We start from the raw sequence: 20775 nt of genomic DNA, 5'->3' as shown, positions 1-20775 counted from the left end.
CCTTTAAAATTAGTCTTCTCGTTTGAATTGAACATCTTTTTCATACTGATGGATATTATTCAGCCAATCCGTCCCGACTGGAACATTATTCTGTAAACAGAATTCATCCCAAACAGCACCAAATGGATATGATTTTAATTCTTCGGTAACCGCCAGACGAGTGGTAAAGTCATACGTGTTTTCTTCCTGCTTTAATTGGTCGATGGGAGCCAGCATCGCTTGTAAGAAAGCTTTTTGAGTAGCACGTGCGCCGATGACCCAAGCAGCAACACGATTGATCGTCGCATCAAAGAAATCAAGTCCAACATTAGTCCGATCAAGCTCGTGATCACGAACTAAAGAACGTGTGATCCGCATCAAAGCATCATCCATAATGACAACATGGTCACTGTCCCAACGAACTGGACGGGAAACATGGAGCATCAAGCCACGTCCGAATGGTAGGAAGGCCGAGAATTTATCGGAAACATCTTCCGTTGGATGCCAGTGACCTGCATCAATTGTCCATAACTTGTTGCGAGTAATGGCGTAATTGTTATAGAAGAGGTGTGAGCCAACGGTGAATGATTCGATTCCCGTCCCAAATAATTTGCCTTCAACGGCTTCGATCGTATTCTTTTCATCGTATTTCTGCTTCATGATTTCATCCAAAGAATTCATCAACCGCAGACGTGGTGATAATTTGTCGATTGGATTGTCCTTGTAGCCATCTGGAACCCAGAAGTTATTGACGGATTGCTGACCTAATTCCTCCCCAAAATAGTTTGAAATTTCACGGGACTTTTTCCCGACCTCAATCCAGTAATCACGGACTGCCTTTTCAGGACTGGCTAAGGTGAAATTATTTTTAACCATTGGATGCGAGAAGAAAGTTGGATTCATATCCAGTCCGACACCTTCTTGTTTTGCCCAATCGACCCAGTATGAAAAGTCTTCAGGACCAACTTCATCGAGGTCCTTCTTCTTATCCGTAACGGCATAAATCGTATGTAGCTGTACTTTATGCTTGCCAGGAATCAAAGACAAAGCTTCATGGAGGTCGCCGGTTAATTCATCAGGGGTCCGTGCCACACCAGGATAATTGCCACTAACACCAATCCCGCCAGTTAGTTCCTGATCGGGATTCAAGAAACCATGGATATCATCACCTTGCCAGCAGTGAACTGACAATTTAATCTTTTTTAAAGCGGCCATTGCAGCATCAGTGTCGACGCCTAATTCGGCATAACGTTCTTTAGCAACTTGATATGCGGATTCAACTTCGTTTGTACTAACCATTTTCAATACCTTCCTTTTGTTCTGATTGTTGGGTTAAAAATTGTTTATATTGCGCTAGAACTTGTTCCAACTGCTGTGATTTTTGTGGTACATATTTTTTTAATGGATATGAGGTACGAATCAATGCACGTGCAGCTTGAACATTCTTGACATCGCCAGTCGAAATCATCTGAACTAAGATGTTGCCGATTGCCGTTGCTTCGGTTGGACCAGCGACAACATTGATATTTGCCAATGAACTCGTTAATTGATTCAACAATTCAACATTCGAACCGCCGCCAACAATATTGAGTGTTTCAAACGGCTGTTTCAAAATCTGACTTAACTGGCCTAATTCGGCGGCGTAGCATAGGGCTAAATTATCGTAAACTGTCCGAGCCAGTTCACCTGGTGTCTGCGGGACAAATTGCTTTGTTTCACGTGCGTACGCCTGGATTTCATCAATCATATTAGTCGGATTTTCAAACCGTTCATCATTAACATTGATGAACGTCCGAAAGCCTGGTGTTTTCTGAGCCATGTCGGCTAATTCTGGGAATGAATATTGATCGTTTAAATCGGCTTTGATGCGCTGAATAATCCATAATCCCATAATATTTTTCAAAAAGCGGTAGGTTCCATAAGCACCCCACTCGTTTGTATAATTGGCATGAAAAGCGGCTAAACTATTTTCTGGTACATTGGTCTCGGCACCGAGCAATGACCAAGTTCCTGAGCTTAAGAAAGCCCATTTATCGCCCTCTGCCGGTGTTCCAATCACAGCACTCGCTGTATCATGCGAAGCTACTGTAACGACAGTCGCATCTGGCAGCTCATATTCTGGAAAACGCTCCTTTTGCAACTGGCCCAGGATCGTCCCGGATTCGACCAACTTGGGAAACTGATCATCACGAACATGGACGTCAGCCATCAAATCGGAATCAAACAAACGTTTTCGCAAATTAAGCATCTGGGTCGTCGAAGCATTCGTAACTTCTGTGACTGCATTTCCAGTCAATTGAAAGCCCAGATAATCAGGAATCATCATGATTTTATCGGCTTGCCGCAATTCGGATTGATCTTCCTCGTAAAGCTGATACAGGGTATTAAAGTTTTGGAACTGAATACCTGTTTTTTCATAAAGATATTCTTTCGGCAAAGTACTGGTTAATTCATGAATCGCATTTTGCGTCCGTGCATCCCGATAACTGATCGGATTCTGCAGTTTGTGTCCGTCTTTATCAGTCAGGACATAATCGACGGCCCATGTATCAATTCCTAAGGTCACTTTTGAAATACCAGCACGTTTTACCTTTTCAAGTCCAATCAAGATTTCTTTGAGAATCTGGTCAATATTCCACCGATCGTGTCCATCCTCTCTGAAAAATCCATTTTTAAACCGATGAATTTCAGTTGTTTTTAATTTTTGATCACTGATTTGCGCCATTACCAGCCGGCCGCTGGATGCGCCGATATCAACTGCAACAAATACATGCATCAAAATTCACCTCTTTTTGTCAGAATATGTACGTAATGAAGCACCAAAATCACATATTGTTTACTTGGTTTACCTCTCGCTTACAGTTACTATTTAACCGTTTTCAAAGCGGACTAACAATGACATATATTGTGACTAATTGGAACATATATACAGGAGCATTCAAAATAGTTGTGAGAAATAAAAAAGGTCTGATTAAAATCAGACCAAGTTCATTTTTATTCAAATTTACAAAGCAGTGAGGAACGCTGCCAAACCAAGAAAGATGCCGGGCACATTTGCAATTACTACTGGCCAATCTTTTTTCGGCTTAATGGCTCCATAGGTAACCCATAAAATACTGTTAATGGCCGCACATAATGGTTGAATCGGATTGCCTCGGACACCAGCAAGATTATTGATGATCTGCGGAATGTATGAAACATACATTAAAATCGAAAAAAGGGTTGCAATGCGGCCAACACTAAATAATTGAATATACTTATTTTTCTCCATCTGTTTCATTGATTCCTTTCCTTGCCCCAGTAATCTGAATCATGAGATTATCAGATGTACCAATATTACACATTTTCAGGTTTGCATGAATTTCGTACCCAGTTAATATTTAATCGTATTTATGCTATGCTAGCAATAACAGATATTGTGAGTAATTGGAACAGATATACAGGAGAAGCTTCAAATGGATATTCGCGTCTTAAATCACCTAAAAGAATTGACTGCCGTTGAAAAAAGGCAGAAAAAAGAACGCCGGACGAGCGACGATCTGCCCTTCGACGCAATCGATGTTACTTCAAGCAAATCGGCACAAGTCCCAGTCCTTAATGATTACTTTTTTAAAAATAAAAGTGTCTTCATCAGCAAGCACAATCGTTTTGCGCCCTACCCACTGCACAGTCATCTTTTTTTTGAAATCAACTACATGCTGCAGGGCAGCGCCGTTGAAACAGTGGCTGGACAGCAGATTAATCTGCAGCAGGGCGATATCCTGCTGATCGATATTGGTACCAAACATGCCATCAATGCACTGGGGCCTAATGATATTCTGATCAATCTGCTGTTCCGTGACCAGAACATTTCACTGGAACTTCTCAAGAAAATTAAAAGCAGCCAGAGTGTCCTTTATGACTTTCTAGCCCACCAAGTAACAAGTACAACAGCGTCTTACCTGCTTGTAAAAAATGGGCATACTCATGACGTTCGAGATACAATCGACACCATTATCAATGAATATTATTTGAACCAGGACTATTCGGACAGCATTATCGAATCAGAGCTTTCCGTTTTACTGCTGAAATTAATCCGCAATTATCACCTGAACAATGCCGATGATATTTCACCTTCACAGCAAGTCGTAATCGATATGTTAACGGAAATCAAGGAAAACTATGCCACCACCAGTCTTGAAAAAGCAGCCGCTAAGTTTGCTTATAACAAAAACTATTTAAGCAATTTATTCAAGGCCAAAACACATAAGACCTTCAGTAGTGCCCTCACTGAAGAACGCCTGCTGCGCGCGCAAGATCTCCTGCACAATAGCAAAATGCCGATCAGCGAAATTTGCGAACGAATCGGTATTTCAAATAAAACTTACTTCTATCATAAATACCGAGCCTACTTTGGCTGCTCGCCAGCCGAATCACGGTAAAAAAGAACGTTTCAGGGGTCATTAATGACCCCTGAAACGTTCTTTTAGTCTAATCCTGTACCCACTTTCTCAGTTTGAAAAACATATGGAAAATCGTAATCACCAGCCCCAACCTCTAATGAGTAAACCTGCTTTTCAAGAGTCGCACCAGCTGGAACATTCTGTACATCTTGATAAGGCAGTATGATTTCAGCTGTGACCCCTGCTGGGATCGTTACATGCAGCAAACTGCCGTTTTCAGTGTCTTCACTGCTAATCTTAATCAAACCGCTGACTGCTTGGTAAGTCAGTTCAAAGCGGTCGACTAATTTCACTTTCGGACTAATCATGATGGTTTGATAACCAGGTTCTGTGGGAGTCAATCCAATCACGTCTCGGATGAACCAATCGAGCACACACCCCATCGCATAATGATTGAACGAGAAAGTCCCCACTTTGCCATCCGGTTGAATGCCAGACCAAGATTCCCATAAAGTCGTGGCCCCATGGTCAACCTCATACAGCCACGATGGACATTTTTCTTGTAAGAAAACTTTTTTTGCAAGAGCGGCATGACCATTATCAACCAGAACATCCAGCAGATACGGAACAGATAAGAAACCAGTATCCAAACAATCGTCGTTTTCATGAATCAATTCGACTAAACGAGCTACTAAACGTTGTTTGGTTTTTTCATCGGTAATCAGGCCAAAAGCAAGTGCCAAAACATAGCAGCCCTGGTAATCAGCTGTCAGCAAACCCTCTTTAGTCACATAATATTTTTCAAAAGCATGGCCGACTTGATCAGCATACTCATAATAAGTTGCTGATGGGCGGCCAAGGACATCGCTGATTTGACCTAACAAGCGGGCACTATTGGCTAAGAATGCTGTTCCGACCAGGTTACGAGTGTATTTCGAGGTGACCATCGGATCGCCCATTTTCGCCATCAAACTAGGCAGCATCCAATCGCCATAATGAAACTTAGTGTCCCATAAGTAGCGGCGGTCATCCGTTTTATTGCCAGCGGCACTCTGTTTTGCAAAATGATGCCACTTAACCATTGCCGCATAATTGTCCTGCAAAGTCTGCCGATCGTCAAAACGCTGGTAGAGTGTCCAAGGAACCATCACAATCGCATCGCCCCAGCCTGCTGACGACATTGATCCAGTAAAATCGAGATCCGCATAATAATCCTTTGGCGCTGGTGTATAATCGATCACTTCACCGCTATCCTGCTGCTCCAACCGCACATTTTTCAGCCAGCGGTTAATAAAGGAGTCCGTATTGTAATAAAAGGTCGATGCCGGTGCAAAAACCTGCATATCGCCCGTCCAGCCAGCACGTTCACGTTGAGGACAGTCCGTTGGAATCGAAATCATGTTGCCACGTTGACTCCAAGCGACATTTTCCAGCAATCGATTGATTTTCGGATTGCTCGTCGTTACATGACCAGTTGCTTTCATATCGCTAAAAATCACGATTGCTTGGATGGTTTTCAGATTGCTTTGCTTTAATCCAGTAATTTTGACATAACGAAACCCGTGAAAGGTAAAATCAGGTTCGATGGTATCAACCTGGCCACGGCCGATAATGACATCCTGCTGGTCCTTATTACGACCGACAATATTCTGGAAGAAATGTCCTGCTTCATCAAGTACTTCGCTATGGTCCAAAACGACTGGCTGGCCGTCGTCAAACATGGCCGTTAATCTCACTCGTCCCGCAACGACCTGTCCGAAGTCAACAATCAGCGCATTTCCTTCCGGCCAAATTTTTTGTGCGGCCAGTTTCATTTTGCGTTTCACTTGCGGCCCTTCTTGCGGCACTAAATGACTAAAATCAGCATCGATTTCAAGTGCCTGCTCAGTCGGCTGTAAATATTCTTGACGGAGATCTTGTTTTTCGCCGATCTGAATATCGGCGTATCGCCATTTGCCAGTTCCTACTTGAAAACGATGATCTGTTCCAATTACTTTTTGCGAACCATCCGCAAAACACAGCGTCAAATCAGCCAAGGCGGCCAGCTGACCTCCGAATTGGGCACTGCCGCCCGAAGTACTGATCCGGCCAGCGTACCAGCCATCTGCGACTACAATCACCAGTTTATTTTGACCCGAATGCAGCAACTCAGTGACATCATAAGTCTGATATTGAAGCATTTTATTGTAGTCAGTATAATCTGGTGTCAAAATGGCATCCGTAACATTGCGCCCATTCAAATAGGCCTGGTAAATGCCGTGTGCTGTGATCGTCAGCACGGCTTGACGCACTGTCTGATCAAGCTGAAAGTGTTTGTGAAAGACTAAAGCTGGACGTAAACGTTGGTCAACGGGTTCCTGCTGGGCGTGACTGCCTTTGACAAACATATCAGCCAGTGTAAAGGTTGGTTCCTGCCTGACAGTTCCGAAACTCGCTGAAATCCATTTTCCCGTCCAGACGGGATGTTCTTGGCGCATCAAATTTTTCTGCATGACTCTTCTGCTCCTCTTCTTTAATCTTTAACGACTGACCGCTTGGCTTTCTCCTGAACACCTTGTTTGGTCACGTGTTTGCCAACACGTCCGAACAAGCAAAACAGCCCCATAACGGCACTTGCAATGATTCCGACGAAAAAGGCATCGTTACCAGAGCTGATATGAAAAGCCCCTAATACCATCGGACTGAAGAAACTGCCTAATGAGTTCATGAATTGGAACAACGACATTGCAATCGCCAATTCCGCACCGCTAGTGACTAGCGACACATAATAGGGAAGGGTCGACATAATCGTTGCCATCGCAAATCCGGACAAGAAGGAGCCAACCATCGCCATTGCTAAACTGCCGGCAAAACGAATCAGAATAAATGTCAGCATCAATGAAGCAAAACCAGCAACGAGGATGTTGTCTTTAAAAAGACGCTTAATATATTTCATGCTGAAGCCGGTAATTAACCCGCCGACCGTTCCAATCGCATTGACAATCCCAGCTGCGCTCGTTCCGCCCAATGCTTTAGACGCTAGAATAATGGATAAATTGGTTTGGAAAATCGTATAAACCATCGACATAATCAACGTAATCCCAACAATCACAAAAACATATTTATTCAGCTTCTTCACTACTTCCAATGTATTTGGCTTTTTCTGTGCTGGGCCGGCTGCCGAAGTCGGCTGAACGGGAACATGATCATTCGGTAATGTGAATAAGACGATAAAGAATACTAAAATTGTGATTGCAAAAATATAATAAGTATGTGTCCAATCGACGGCACCTAACGTACTGCCGCCAACTACCATGATAATGGAACCTAAACTTGAGAAAGCTGTACTTTGGCCCATCATTTCAACCCGATCATCACCATCAAAGAAGATTGAAATCAGCATCGGATAAATTGGTGTTGTAAATCCTAATCCAACACCCATCAACACACCGAATGCCAATAACAAATTAACATTGCTATGGAAAGCAATCGGCAGCAAGCCGCCGAGTCCAATCAGAAAAATTCCAATCAAACTTAGGAGTTTCTTTGAAAAACGGGTTGCTAGGACACCAACGAATAAGGTGGTCACTAAGGTTCCTAACCCTGGAACAGTCCCTAACATTTGAATTTTTGTGACCGATTCATTTGGAAATGATTTGATAATGGCACTAAATGCACTCGTAATTACTAATCCGCTCATCCCTAATAAACATATACTAAGGATACCAATTCTAATCTTGAAATTCTTCATATCGTTCACCTTTCGCTTAAGAAAATCACAGTATCTTTTAAACAGTTTCAATGGTTGCTAATCCCATTGCATTACGCGCGTTCTGTTGATATGATAAGTATCGCCTGAATAGCAAACGCTTACAATATTCTGGGATGACTATTTAGTGTGAAAATATGACTTCTAAATGGAGATGAAATGTGTGAATTTACAAGAAAACATCAAGCAGCAGCTGGCTTTTATGGCACCAAATACACAGCAATTAGATGCACAGGTCAGCTTTTCACGTTTGCAAGCCGACCATCGAATCCCTGATGAAGACATTTTCATTGTGGCGCATCAAATGCAACAAAATGTCCCGCTGCACCAGCATGATTTTTACGAATTCATTTACGTAATCAACGGCACTGTCTTGAATCTCATTGACGATGAAGCCATTTATATTCTGCCAAACAGCTTGTTTCTGATGAATCTCCAGAGCCGCCATGCTTTAAAAATTGTCGATTCGCAGGCAATTATTATTAACATCGGGCTCCGCAAAGAACTCTTTGCTGCCGGTGTCTTTGCCCAATTCAAAGCCGAAACTAATCCCGTTGCCGATTTTTTGCGGAACAAAGGCCATCATTCTTACCTCTATTATCCGCTGCCGCATGACCTGCAAATCAATGCCACCATCAATTATTTAGTCGGCGAATATGCCAGAAATCAATTTCACAGCAGTTACTCTTTGCAGGCATTTGTCCTGCTGCTGCTTGACCAATTGCAAAAGGAAAAGAAATATTCCTATTATGGAGTTAATCAGCGTTGCATGAAAATCATCAGCATGATCAATTCAGATTGCCAGCATGCCTCTTTGTCCGCTTTAGCTCAGAAACTGAACTTCAATGAAAACTATTTATCCCGCTACGTTAAGAAATATACCGGCAATACGGTTTCTGAGTTAATCCAAGGAATTCGCCTCAAAAAGAGCTGTTCATTGCTGACTGAAACCGACCTGAGTATTGAAAAAATTGCACAGCAAATCGGCTATGCCAGCACGAGCCATTTTTATCGTATTTTTAAGGCCAATTTGAATGTCACACCAGAAACATACCGACAAAATAGTCGTATTCAGTCCAACTAAAAAATAGCGTTCGGATAAAAGTGCGACTTTCACTTTGAGCAGTTAAAAAAATCGCTGAAAGTCCGAACTGGGACATTCAGCGAATTAAACTTAAATGGAACGAGCGGACTTGTGTCACTCGTTTAAACGAAATCGTTTGTCATACACAAAGAGGCCATGACTAATGTCACGGTCCCCCTTTAATTTGTTATTGCACTGAATAATTCGGTGCTTCTTTGGTAATTTGAACATCATGCGGATGCGATTCCCGTAATCCGGCGTTCGAAATCCGCATAAATTGGGCGTTATCCTGCAAGTAGGCAATATCTTTGGCACCGGTATAACCCATGCCAGACCGGATGCCGCCAATCATTTGATAGATCACATCGGCAACGGTCCCTTTGTAAGCCACCCGTCCTTCGATTCCTTCCGGAACAAGTTTGTTGGCTTCGTTGATGCCGCTCTGGAAGTAACGGTCGGATGAACCATGTTTCTGTTCCATCGCACCGATACTGCCCATGCCACGATACGTCTTGAAACGACGGCCTTGGTAAATTTCTGTTTTGCCAGGAGCTTCATCGGTACCGGCCAACATGCTGCCAAGCATGACAGCATTGCCGCCGGCGGCTAAAGCCTTGACGATATCGCCGGAATATTTGATCCCGCCATCAGCAATAATCGTTTTGCCGTATTTACGGGCAACGCTGGCGGCATCGTAAACGGCGGTCAGCTGCGGCACACCAACACCGGCGACAATCCGAGTCGTGCAAATCGAGCCAGGCCCGATACCGACTTTGACGATATCAACGCCGACTTGATAAAGGGCTTCGGTTGCTTCAGCAGTGGCGACATTTCCGGCAATCAAAGTGACCTTTGGGAAATGTTCCCGAATTTCTTTGATTTTGCGAATGACACCAGCGGAATGACCATGCGCCGTATCAATGACGATTGCATCAGCACCGGCATCCAGCAAAGCTTGTGCGCGTTCCAAAGTATCGCTTGTGACCCCAACAGCGGCTGCGACTAACAACCGTCCCTGGTCATCTTTGGCAGCATTGGGGAAGGCAACTTTCTTTTCAATATCTTTCACGGTAATCAAACCGCTTAATTTGCCGGTACTGTCAATCAGTGGCAGTTTTTCGATCTTGTGGGCTTGCAAAATCTTTTCGGCTTTTTCAAGGGAGGTCCCAATCGGTGCCGTGACCAGATGATCACTGGTCATGACTTGGTCGATTGGTGTGTTTTCATCGGATACAAACCGAAGATCACGGTTGGTGATGATGCCGATTAAGCGTTTGTTATTTTCATTTTCAACGATCGGCACACCGCTGATTTGGTATTGATCCATCAAAGCTTTGGCATCACGAATCGGCCGTTTGCCAGTCAGATAGAATGGGTCGATCATGACGCCGCTCTCAGAACGCTTTACTTTGCGGACTTCATCTGCCTGTGCTTCAATACTCATGTTCTTATGAATGACCCCTAAGCCGCCTTGGCGTGCCATTGCAATCGCCATTTGGGCTTCGGTCACGGTATCCATCCCAGCACTGATGATCGGAATATTTAATTTCAGATTATCAGCCAGCTGAACGGACAAATCCGTGTCCTGCGGCAAAACATGACTTTCAGCCGGAATCAGCAAAACATCATCGAACGTATAGCCTTTACGAGCAAACTTTGTATCCCAATTTGACAAGATAGTTCCTCCTTAAAATTGTTTAAATTAGGAACATCATAGCAGAAAACCAATGGCCGATGCAAGGTGAAATCCGAAGGAACGCCGTTTGCTCTGACACCCTGCTCACTTGAAAACAACCGGCAAAAGCCAGACAGTGACCGGCTCGCCGTGCTTTTCAAGGCAAAATAAAAAGAACCGCTTTGATTCGGTTCCTTTCAGAAAATTTGTTTAAAAAATAGTTCCTTTGATGTGATAGTAACGCTTGAAGAAGAAACGCACCCCAAATGTGATTACTGCCAGAACGATGTAGACCATCCCAGATGGATTTGGATTGAAGCTGGCTGGAAGATGCGACATCAAGCCGATAACGACCAGCAAAACCAGGAAGACGCCGACGAACATCAGCAGCATCTGCCAAATCGGCCGAGTGTGCTTGCCGCGATTGTTGGCCCACATTGTCGAATAGGCCATCATAAACCCGACGGCAATCGAAATGACAATTGTGCTGACAATCCCAGTCCCCTGCTGCGAAGTACTGTTCTTGGCAACCAGATCCATAATCCCATAGAACGCCGTAAACAGACCAAAGAACAGCAAAGTATTATCAATGACTAATTGCCAGTAAGGCGTCTGCTTTTCAGGCACAGGGGCATGCAAAATGTCGTCGGCCTTCTTCAGCGGTGAACCATACAACTGATTGGCTGGATGGCCTTGATGCTGGGCCTTCAAAATATCCGGCAATAATTCGTTGACCGTTTTTTCTTCTTCGGCCGCACTCATGCCGCCCTCTTGCAAGGCTTTGCGCAAACGGAAGACATAGTCGTCGTTCCGTTTCGACAAATGTTTGATCATCTGGTCCGGTGTTTCGGATTCGATAGCCTGATTCTTTTGCTGCTGTTTAGCAGCGGCCGCATTTTTATCAGCCGCATTCGAAGCCGTTTCAGACACTGCTTCGGAAGCTTGTGAAGTCGTCGCTGATGCTTGCGAAGCAGCCGCTGATGAAGCTTGCTTATTCTTATCGTCCATTTAGAAAATTCTCCCTCTTTTGTGTGTTCGTTTTAAACATTGAACCGGAATTCGATGATATCGCCATCTTGAACTTCGTAGTCTTTCCCTTCAAGGCGGAGTTTGCCGGCTTCCTTAACGGCCTGCATACTGCCCAGCTGATCGAGATCCGTAAAGGACACTGTTTCGGCCCGAATGAAACCACGTTCGAAATCAGAATGAATAATGCCGGCTACTTGCGGTGCTTTCATGCCTTGTTTAAACGTCCACGCACGTGTTTCCTTGCCGCCGGCTGTGAAGAAAGTGGCTAAACCAAGCAAATGGTATGAAGCACGAATCAAACGATCGAGTCCTGGTTCCGAAACTCCTTCGGCTTCGAGGAATTCGGCCTTTTCATCGTCATCCAATTCAGCAATTTCCTCTTCGGTCTTGGCCGAAATGGCAATCACTTCAGCATTATCCTTCTTGGCGTATGCTTCAATTTGCTGAACGTACGGCGACTGTTCAGGATCGGCCATATCGTCTTCGGCAATGTTGGCCACATACAGAACGGGCTTGGCTGTCAGTAAGAATAAGTTATGAACAATCTTCTGTTCATCTTTATCGAATTTGATCGAACGAACGGAACCGCCGTCTTCGAGCACAGGTTTAATCTTCTTGAGCACATTAAATTCGGCAATGGCATCTTTATCCTTGCTCTTAGCCTGCTTTTCAACTTTGGTGTAACGCTTGTTGACGGAATCCAAATCAGCGATGCTTAATTCCATATTAATCGTTTCGATATCATCGATCGGATCGACTTTGCCAGTGACACTCGTGATTTCATCGTCATCGAAGGCACGGACAACATGGACGATCGCATCCACTTCACGGATGTTGGCCAAGAACTTATTGCCTAACCCTTCACCCTTGCTGGCCCCTTTGACGATTCCGGCGATATCGGTAAATTCGAAAGTCGTCGGCACCACTTTTTTGGCCGGAATGATTTCTTGAATCCGATCCAAACGTTTATCCGGCACTTCGACCATTCCGACGTTGGGGTCGATTGTGGCAAATGGATAATTGGCCATTTCGGCACCGGCCTTGGTAATTGCGTTAAATAAAGTGGATTTCCCGACGTTCGGTAATCCGACAATTCCTGCTGTTAAAGACATAAATTCCACTCTTTTCTATGATTTTAAAAATGCGGCTGTTGTTTCGGGTCCACATAATTTGGTTCAGCACTTAAAGCGACTTTTTCAGCCGGCACAAGCACCTTTTTTAAACGTTTCTGAAAATCGCGGCGCGGCATCATGACGACATGGCCGCAGCCTAAACATCTGGCTTTGATATCCATGCCCATGCGAGTGACTTCCCACCGATTGGTGCCACAAGCATGCGGCTTTTTCATTTCAATAATATCACCTAATTTGAACATTCCGCGTCTCCTTTCGTTTAATCCAGATTGACATCGAGCAGTTCAAGGATTCGATTCAGATCGTCGGTCGACAAATAGTCGATTTCGATTTTACCCTTGCCCTGCTTATTTTCTGAAATATTGACTTTGGTCCCGAACTTATCGCCCAGCTGATGTTCACTGGCCTGCAAGTACGGCGATTTCGCCTTGGCCTTCTTTTTCGGCTTGGGTTTGACCTGATTCATCTCATTGACCAGCTGTTCCAGCTGCCGCACAGTTAGATTATCCTTGACCGTGCGTTCGGCCAACCGATTGATCTTCTGCTTGTCTTTCAGCCCCAAAAGGGTTCGGGCTTGCCCCATCGACAGTTTTTTAGCCTGCAGCAGTTTTTTCGTCGCCGCCGGCAGTCCTAGCAAGCGCAAGTAATTGGCGATGTACGGCCGGCTCTTCCCCAATCGTTCCGAAATTTCAGCTTGGGTCAGATGGAGTTTCTTAAGCAGCGTATCGTAAGCTTCGGCTTCTTCAAGCGGCGTCAAATCTTCTCGCTGCAGATTTTCCAAGACGGCGACCTCCATCATCTTCTGTTCATCGAAATCACGGACAATGGCTGGAATTGTTTCTTTTTTGGCCAGCTGCGATGCTCTAAAACGCCGTTCGCCAGCAATGATTTCATAACCGTTGACACTTTTACGCACTAGAATCGGCTGAAACACACCGGATTCTTCGATTGAAGCGGCTAATTCCTTCAGTGCTTCATCGTCGAAGGTCTTGCGAGGCTGGTAGGGATTCGGCCGGATTTCGTCTAAATTGATTTCCGTAACGGTCTCTTCGGGAGTCGTTTCGGTTTCAGCACCGAATGCCGATGAAAAGATCGCATCGAGCCCTTTCCCTAAGCCCTTACTATTTTTATTCGCCATGTGCTTGCAGCACTTCCTTTGTTAAATCTTCATAGACTTGCGCACCCTTTGAACGTTTGTCATAGTCGCTGATTGGCAGACCATGGCTAGGCGCTTCGGCCAGACGCGTGTTGCGGGGAATGACCGTTTTGTAGACCCGCTCGCCGAAGTGTTTGCGGACTTCTTCGATGACTTGGGCACCCAGATTGGTACGGGCATCGTACATCGTCAGCAGGACCCCTTCGACCTTGAGATCGGGATTAAAATGCTTCTGCACGAGTTTCATTGTATTTAATAATTGACCGAGTCCTTCAAGGGCATAATATTCGCTCTGGACAGGAATCAGAATCGAATCGCTGGCTGTAAAGGCATTGATCGACACCTGACCCAACGATGGCGGGCAATCGATCAGAATATAATCATAATCAGCCTGAACAGCTTTGAGGCCCAGCTTTAGCCGCATTTCACGTGCCATCTGCGACATCAGTTCGATTTCGGCCCCTGCCAATTGAATGGTAGCTGGGACGACATCAAGTCCTTTGTGCTGGGTCTTTAAAACGGCTTTTTCGAGTGGATATTCATTGACTAAAACATCGTACATATCCTTTTCGACGGCCCCCTTTTCGATTCCGACGCCGCTGGTCGCATTGCCCTGCGCATCGGCATCGACCAACAGCACTCGTTTGCCCTGATCGGCCAAATCGGCACCCAGATTGACAGCCGTCGTTGTTTTGCCAACGCCGCCCTTCTGATTGGCGATTGCAATCGTATACGCCATTACCTACACCTCCCGATCCACAAGCGGCTTTTTATTCGGCACGCCCGCCTTGCGGGGATAGGTTTTCGGCGTCTGCCGCTTCTTGGTAATGACCAGAATATGACGCTGGTCGCCGGTTTCAGGCAATTCAAAAGCAATATCCTGAGTTACCTGGCCGCCCAATTTCTGAATCGCATATTGCGCATCAGTCAGTTCTTCTTCAGTATGACTTGCTTTCAAAGCCACAAACTGGCCGCCTTTTTTGACCAGCGGCAAACAGAGTTCAGCCAGCACATTCAGGCGTGCGACGGCCCGTGCCAGCACCATGTCGTACTGTTCCCGGTGTTCGCTCCGTTTGCTGCCAAAATCTTCCGCCCGGCTGTGGATGAAGGACACCCCAGTCAGGTCCAGTTTCTGTGCTAATTCATTCAAGAACTTAATCCGTTTATTCAATGAATCAATGATGGTTACTTGAAGCTGCGGGAAAACAATCTTCAGCGGCAGCGATGGAAAACCGGCGCCAGCACCGACATCGCAGATTGAAATGGCGTCTTTAAATTCAGGCACATAAAAAGCCGGCGTCAGCGAGTCATAAAAGTGCTTCAAATAAACTTCAGGTTCGGCTGTAATCGCCGTCAAATTCATTTTCTGATTTTCTTGCACTAAAAATTGATAATAATCATGGAACTGTTTCATTTGTTGGTCCGTCAGGTGAATATCATGTTCGGCCAACGCTTGTTTAAATTCTAATGGGTTCATATTCGCCTCTCATTCTGTGGAACAATCGCATGTTTCACACATAGGCTACTTTACCCTAAAAAACAAGGAAACGCAACCGTTCTCAAGGAACTCAGCGGCGTGATTTTTTTGACGAAACAGGCCTAAGAAGGTTATTATGGAAGAGAACGGGAAAACTCGTTGAACGGCAAAAATTTTGTGAGGGAAGCGCGAAAAATGGAATTAGATAATCAAAAGGTTGAATTCGATATGAAGTTGAGCGACGCACAGCTCGACGAATTACACAAGGATTACCGTCATCTCTGGGATAAGCTTAAAACATTACAATATTCTGATGACAAAGAAACCTTGGACGTTTTATTACAAGAACCTGATAACGTTCAAAACTACGAGGCGGCCTTCTTTACCCTGCAGATCCGTCACGTCAACGATACCTTTGATTTTGACCAATACGCGATCACCATCAACAACAAGAGTACTTTCTCTGATAGTGCCGATGAACTCGTCTTGGAAATTTCCAAGTTCGACACATGGGACGCTGTTGAAGATAAGGCCATGGAAGCTGCTGAAAAGTGGATCAAAACGGTTAAACGCTAAAATAAACCTAGGAGAAGCCAATTGCGGCTTCTTTTTTCTTCCCGACATGAAACCGATTTCTATTTTAAAAACGTTTTTTGGTCAATTAGCTTGCGTTTCAATTGTAAAGGCGTAAAATCGACGGTACAAAAAGAGTTTTTCTGATAGGAGTGTGTTTGAAGATGAAAAAATTCTACAATCAATATGGGTTGCGCTTGCACCCCGAAGATGTGCAAGACGAAGCAGTTGTTTTCGAACAAAACCCGACCACGACCGCTCCTGCGGAATCTGAGCAAAAATCACGGCTGCACTGGCCCGACTTATCACAGTTACGCTACTTAGTCGTTTCCATATACGTTTGCTAATTAAAAAAGATTGAGGAAATTTCCTCAATCTTTTTTTGTCCGCACATTTTGGTTGATTTTAAGCGCCCGTTCGAAGTAAGGGCTGCGATACGAACTATGAACGCCCCATTCGTAGAAAATAAGACTGACGATGATGATAATCACAAAGTCCCATGGATAGTGCAACAGGTTGCTGCCATTGAACTGGCGGCTCCCAATGTAGGAAATTACCGCCAAAACGACCAGATAGCTGACCATCCACAAGCCGCTTTTCAAGGCCTGGCGTGTATCCCGCCATTGCTGTTTGGCCTCGAAGAAGAAGTACATCGGAAAACCGAGTACAATGACGCCGATAACTTCGATTGTCGTCGGCCACATCGCCCAGTAAATCGCCAGACTGGCCAGCACAAACGCAAACGGCGCCATGAACGGCAGCCATTTCGAATGGACCGGCCGTTTCAAATCCGGTGCGACCCGTCGCAACGCCATCACAGCTACCGGTCCCGTCAAATAAGCGATCAGCGTCGAAGTTGAAATGACGTTGGCTAAAAGACTCCAGCTCCGAAAGACCGACACCATCACCATGCTGAGCACCATATTCGTAATCAGCGCCACACGTGGGGTGTTGTACTTGCGATTGAATTTGCCTAAAAGCTGCGGCACATGCTCGCCGGACGACATCGATGCTAAGACACGAGCAGTCGATGCAACGAACGACACTCCGGTTCCGACAGGCGAAACAAACGCATCGACATATAATAGGATGGCTAACCAGTTGATTCCCAATAAAATCGCAATATCGGCAAACGGTGAACTGAAGTTAATCCCCCGCCAGCCGACCCGTGCAAGCAGTTTTGGTGCCACAGAGCCGATATAAGTCACCTGCAGCATAATGTAGATCACACCGCTGATCAGCAGCGAAATCGTTATGGCTCGCCCAATATTTTTGTGCGGCTCTTTAATCTCGCTGCCCATATTGATTACCGTCTGGAAGGCATTATAGGAAAAAATAATCCCAGACACTGAGGTCGCTGCAAAAACGGCGGCCGTCCCATATGGGAAGAACGTTCCGACACTATGGCCGAAATTGGCGGGATGAAACCCGGATAGTAATAAGGTCACAATTGTCAGCAGCGGCACTCCGATTTTAAAAATCGAAATGAAGTTGGTGAAATGGGTCAGCAAACTGACCGACCAGTAATTTAATAAGGTAAAAACTAGAATAAATAGGAAGACAACACCTAATCCAGGCGTCGTAATCTGCCCATTGGCTAAAAAGCGATGCGTCCAGTTAGCCCATGACCATGGCCATGAACTCATGTATTGCACAGCGGCGACCGCTTCAATCGGAATGATCGTCAATAGCGACAACCAATTAGCCCACGCAGCGATAAACCCGACGAACGAACCATGTGTGTATTGGGCATACTGGCTCATTCCGCCGCTTTCAGGAAACATCGTCCCTAATTCAATGTAATTGAAGGCGATTGTATCGATCACGACTGCCCCGATAATCCAGGACAAAATGGCAGCTGGGCCAGCGACTTTAGTGGCTTCCCATGAACCGAACAGCCAGCCGGACCCGATGATTGCACTTAAGGCCAGCATGACCGTTGTAAATAGATTTAATTGTTTTTTCTGCACCCCAAGGATCTCGCTTTCTGAAAAAAACCGTCCATATCAGTATAACGCTAACCAAGCGGCTGCGGGTGAAAAATACCAGTTAGAAGTAGTCCCAGAGCATCGGCTGCCCCGTTACAAGCAGGCGTTGCAACTTTTGTAACGCCGTTATAGAGCCCGTTAATTCCCCATATTGGTGCTGACTCAGCAGCGAACGGTACCCAAAAGCGGCCTTCGTCAGCTGCTGTACGGTCAAAGTAATCTCAGCGGGCGCCGTTACTTTTTCAGCCGTTGTCTGCCCATTATGCGTCGTTAACCGCCAAGTCCCTTCATTTTCCGGCAGAAAACGATCTTCCAGATTGAAAGCCAGCGTCTGATCGGCCGCTGGCTGGTACGGGTATTTGGCCAAAAAATCGGCAACATCGACAATTCGGGCCATCATGTACGGCACAATCTGCGTTTTCAATGTCTGCGGATCGGCAAATAAATCATGCAGCTGCACCGGCGCACCGCTTGCATACACAAACTGGCGATATGCCGATTGATGCTTCCGCACGAAGTTGAATAATTGCTGACGTGCAGCAATCGTTTCGACAAAGCACTCATGAATCAGAAATGTGTCTGGTTCCCGTTCATAAATCAAATAACCCTGCACCGTTTCCTGAGCATCAAAATAAACAGCGACCTCCCAATCAGGATGCTTAAGGACATCATACTGCCACCACCAATTCTGCCGATTCGTTCCGGCATGCTGATTCAATGGATGCTCGTTGTGCAGTTTGCTGATCAGCGGAATTGCATCTGCAAATGCCAGCCGCTCAACGTGACCGTCTGCGACTGGAAATTTGGTGCGGGGCAGGTCGCGACTCGCCATCTCGTGGCGAGCCTGATCGAAGGCGTCCTCATAGCCGAAACGCCGGTAAAATGCATCTGAAAATGGTGCCAAGTATGATAAAGTCACATGCTGAGCATGCATATCATGGAATGCCAGCGTCATCAGCTGCGAAATGCTGCCATGGCCGGCAAATTCGGGATAACTCGCCACATAACCGATGCCGCTCATCTGAAACGGCTGACCGTAAAAATTGACCCCGAACGGCGTCCCCAAAAAGCCGCTGACCAGCTTATCATCGACAAACAGGCCATACCCCCGACTATTGTCATAAAGCTGCTTGAACGCTCGCCGCCGGTCCTCAGAATCCCGTTTGTTAAACGCATAGACCGTCAGTGCATAAAACGCCGACACATCGGCTGCCGTCAACATTCGTTTCGAAATCATCTAATCCCCTCCTCTAATAAATTTATTATAGCGTTTTCAAACGGCGAACCCAATCGCTTGATTGCTTTTTAGAATGATTTTGATACACTTAAGGCAAAAAATGGAGGTCTTTTCATGACAACAGTTTACACAACTCAATTCAGCACCCATGGACACACCTTTTGGCTAGGAACGACCCTGAACGGGTTGTGTTTCGTCGGTTCACCCGACGCCAGTCAAAATGAAATGGCCCAATTTCTGCCCGCCGACACCACTTATCAGCTGGACCGTACTCATAACGAACATGCGCTCAACGCCCTTGATGCTTATTGGAATGGTCAGTCGCAATCTTTTGACCTGCCGCTCGATTTTCTGCAAGGCACACTCTTACGAAAACAAGTCTGGCAGGCGTTGCAGACGATTCCTTATGGTCAGACCGTCACTTATACCGAACTGGCTGAGCAGAGCGGCCATTCCGACGCTGTCCGTGCCGTTGCCAGTGCAGTCGGCAAAAATCCGCTCTTGATTGTCGTTCCTTGCCACCGAGTGCTCCGCAAAGATGGCAGTTTAGGCGGCTATCGGGGCGGCGAACCAATGAAAAAAACGTTGCTAGCATTAGAACAGCATTAACTTAAAAAAGGCTGCTAAAACAAAATTGTTTTAGCAGCCTTTTTGTATCTTATTTTAAGCTTGCAGTGCGACTCGAACGCGTTTTTCAAGATGGCTCTTCTGAAAAGCATCCTTCGCAATCATCAGCTCTTCATTCGTCGGGACGACCATTACCTTGACCTTAGACGCTGGCTGGCTGATGATTCGTTCCTTGCCGACCACTTCATTCTTGACCGAATCAAGCTTAACGCCAAGAGCACCCAGTTTGGCACAAACTAGTTTGCGGATTGGGGCACTATTTTCACCGACACCAGCTGTAAAGACGATGGTATCGAGACCCTGCATTTCGGCAGCATAACTGCCAATATATCGAACGATGCGATTGACAAACATATCAACAGCCAGCTGAGCACGTGGGTTGGTGTCACGGGCAGCCAGCACATCCCGCATATCTGGTGAAACGCCTGAAATGCCTAGCAAACCGGACTTTTCGTTTAAAATATCATTCAGACCATCCGCATCCACATTCAATTTTTTCATTAAATATGGAAACAGAGAGGCATCAAGGTCGCCGGCGCGAGTGCTCATCGTCAGTCCAGCCTCCGGTGTGAAGCCCATCGATGTATCAATGACCTTGCCATTGTCAAAGGCCGTCATCGAGCAACCCGAACCTAAATGGAGCGTAATCATTTTCTGATTCTTAAGAACGTGTTTGGATACTTTGAC

At 45.6% G+C, this 20775-nt stretch carries 20 protein-coding genes; 5 read left to right on the top strand and 15 right to left on the bottom strand.

The genetic code is table 11. From position 1 onward, the window contains the following. Positions 1–9 precede the first annotated feature (9 nt). The 3 genes from IV40_RS09435 to IV40_RS09425 form a co-directional block, all read right to left on the bottom strand. Positions 10–1278 carry an L-rhamnose isomerase gene (locus tag IV40_RS09435; protein ID WP_057770968.1) on the bottom strand — a complete coding sequence of 423 codons (1269 nt, stop codon included), beginning with the start codon at positions 1276–1278 and terminating at the stop codon, positions 10–12. Next, positions 1271–2755 carry a rhamnulokinase gene (rhaB, locus tag IV40_RS09430; protein ID WP_057770966.1) on the bottom strand — a complete coding sequence of 495 codons (1485 nt, stop codon included), beginning with the start codon at positions 2753–2755 and terminating at the stop codon, positions 1271–1273. The genes IV40_RS09435 and rhaB overlap by 8 nt, the downstream gene beginning before the upstream one ends. 228 nt (positions 2756–2983) lie before the next feature. Beyond that, positions 2984–3250: a SemiSWEET family transporter gene (locus tag IV40_RS09425; RefSeq protein ID WP_057771061.1), complete on the bottom strand. Its 267-nt coding sequence runs from the start codon at positions 3248–3250 to the stop codon at positions 2984–2986. A gap of 184 nt (positions 3251–3434) precedes the next feature. Between IV40_RS09425 and IV40_RS09420 the strand changes: the two genes are divergently transcribed. Continuing rightward, entirely contained in the window at positions 3435–4400 is a 966-nt protein-coding gene (locus IV40_RS09420; RefSeq protein WP_057770964.1) for an AraC family transcriptional regulator, read from the top strand. Between the two features lie 44 nt (positions 4401–4444). On the opposite strand, the gene IV40_RS09415 is transcribed toward IV40_RS09420, so the two are convergent. Together IV40_RS09415 and IV40_RS09410 are read right to left on the bottom strand one after the other, a co-directional pair. Continuing rightward, complete coding sequence (locus IV40_RS09415; RefSeq protein WP_057770962.1) at positions 4445–6853, bottom strand: alpha-L-rhamnosidase; 2409 nt, start codon at positions 6851–6853, stop codon at positions 4445–4447. Positions 6854–6873: 20 nt separating this feature from the next. After that, positions 6874–8091 carry an MFS transporter gene (locus IV40_RS09410; protein WP_057770960.1) on the bottom strand — a complete coding sequence of 406 codons (1218 nt, stop codon included), beginning with the start codon at positions 8089–8091 and terminating at the stop codon, positions 6874–6876. 181 nt (positions 8092–8272) lie between these two features. Between IV40_RS09410 and IV40_RS09405 the strand changes: the two genes are divergently transcribed. After that, positions 8273–9193, top strand: a complete 921-nt coding sequence (locus IV40_RS09405) for a helix-turn-helix domain-containing protein (RefSeq protein ID WP_057770958.1) — start codon at positions 8273–8275, stop codon at positions 9191–9193. Positions 9194–9380: 187 nt separating this feature from the next. Here the strand turns inward: IV40_RS09405 and guaB are convergent, their stop codons facing one another. The 7 genes from guaB to rsmG form a co-directional block, all read right to left on the bottom strand. After that, positions 9381–10868 (bottom strand): IMP dehydrogenase, encoded by a 1488-nt coding sequence (gene guaB, locus IV40_RS09400; protein ID WP_057770957.1) that lies wholly within the window; start codon positions 10866–10868, stop codon positions 9381–9383. A 210-nt stretch (positions 10869–11078) separates the two neighbouring features. Further along, positions 11079–11876, bottom strand: a complete 798-nt coding sequence (locus IV40_RS09395) for a DUF1129 domain-containing protein (RefSeq protein WP_057770954.1) — start codon at positions 11874–11876, stop codon at positions 11079–11081. Positions 11877–11908: 32 nt separating this feature from the next. After that, positions 11909–13009, bottom strand: a complete 1101-nt coding sequence (gene ychF / locus IV40_RS09390) for a redox-regulated ATPase YchF (RefSeq protein WP_057770952.1) — start codon at positions 13007–13009, stop codon at positions 11909–11911. Positions 13010–13032: 23 nt separating this feature from the next. Then, complete coding sequence (locus IV40_RS09385) at positions 13033–13272, bottom strand: DUF951 domain-containing protein (RefSeq protein ID WP_057770950.1); 240 nt, start codon at positions 13270–13272, stop codon at positions 13033–13035. 17 nt (positions 13273–13289) lie between these two features. Then, complete coding sequence (locus tag IV40_RS09380; protein ID WP_057770948.1) at positions 13290–14168, bottom strand: ParB/RepB/Spo0J family partition protein; 879 nt, start codon at positions 14166–14168, stop codon at positions 13290–13292. Beyond that, complete coding sequence (locus IV40_RS09375) at positions 14158–14925, bottom strand: ParA family protein (RefSeq protein WP_057770946.1); 768 nt, start codon at positions 14923–14925, stop codon at positions 14158–14160. The genes IV40_RS09380 and IV40_RS09375 overlap by 11 nt, the downstream gene beginning before the upstream one ends. A 3-nt stretch (positions 14926–14928) precedes the next feature. Then, on the bottom strand, positions 14929–15663 hold the full coding sequence (rsmG, locus tag IV40_RS09370) for a 16S rRNA (guanine(527)-N(7))-methyltransferase RsmG (protein ID WP_057770944.1): 735 nt from the start codon (positions 15661–15663) through the stop codon (positions 14929–14931). Between the two features lie 195 nt (positions 15664–15858). Between rsmG and IV40_RS09365 the strand changes: the two genes are divergently transcribed. Together IV40_RS09365 and IV40_RS09360 are read left to right on the top strand one after the other, a co-directional pair. Beyond that, a complete protein-coding gene (locus tag IV40_RS09365) occupies positions 15859–16239 on the top strand; it encodes a hypothetical protein (RefSeq protein ID WP_057770942.1) in 381 nt (126 codons plus the stop codon). A 161-nt stretch (positions 16240–16400) separates the two neighbouring features. Next, on the top strand, positions 16401–16583 hold the full coding sequence (locus IV40_RS09360) for a hypothetical protein (protein ID WP_057770939.1): 183 nt from the start codon (positions 16401–16403) through the stop codon (positions 16581–16583). A 24-nt stretch (positions 16584–16607) separates the two neighbouring features. Here the strand turns inward: IV40_RS09360 and IV40_RS09355 are convergent, their stop codons facing one another. Both IV40_RS09355 and IV40_RS09350 read right to left on the bottom strand, forming a co-directional pair. Continuing rightward, positions 16608–18206 carry an APC family permease gene (locus IV40_RS09355; RefSeq protein ID WP_420843265.1) on the bottom strand — a complete coding sequence of 533 codons (1599 nt, stop codon included), beginning with the start codon at positions 18204–18206 and terminating at the stop codon, positions 16608–16610. A 79-nt stretch (positions 18207–18285) separates the two neighbouring features. Then, positions 18286–19461 (bottom strand): GNAT family N-acetyltransferase, encoded by a 1176-nt coding sequence (locus IV40_RS09350; protein ID WP_057770938.1) that lies wholly within the window; start codon positions 19459–19461, stop codon positions 18286–18288. A gap of 114 nt (positions 19462–19575) precedes the next feature. Between IV40_RS09350 and IV40_RS09345 the strand changes: the two genes are divergently transcribed. Continuing rightward, positions 19576–20070, top strand: coding sequence for a methylated-DNA--[protein]-cysteine S-methyltransferase (locus IV40_RS09345; RefSeq protein WP_057770935.1), 495 nt, complete (start codon positions 19576–19578; stop codon positions 20068–20070). Between the two features lie 54 nt (positions 20071–20124). Here the strand turns inward: IV40_RS09345 and IV40_RS09340 are convergent. Further along, positions 20125–20775 (bottom strand): acetate/propionate family kinase (locus IV40_RS09340; RefSeq protein WP_420843264.1); only part of this gene is annotated, 651 nt, incomplete at its 5' end.

This window comes from Lactobacillus selangorensis (assembly GCF_001437205.1).
Classification (GTDB): domain Bacteria; phylum Bacillota; class Bacilli; order Lactobacillales; family Lactobacillaceae; genus Paralactobacillus; species Paralactobacillus selangorensis.
The sequence above is the reverse complement of the archived record's forward strand: the minus strand, read 5'-3'. Positions and strand labels throughout refer to the sequence as shown.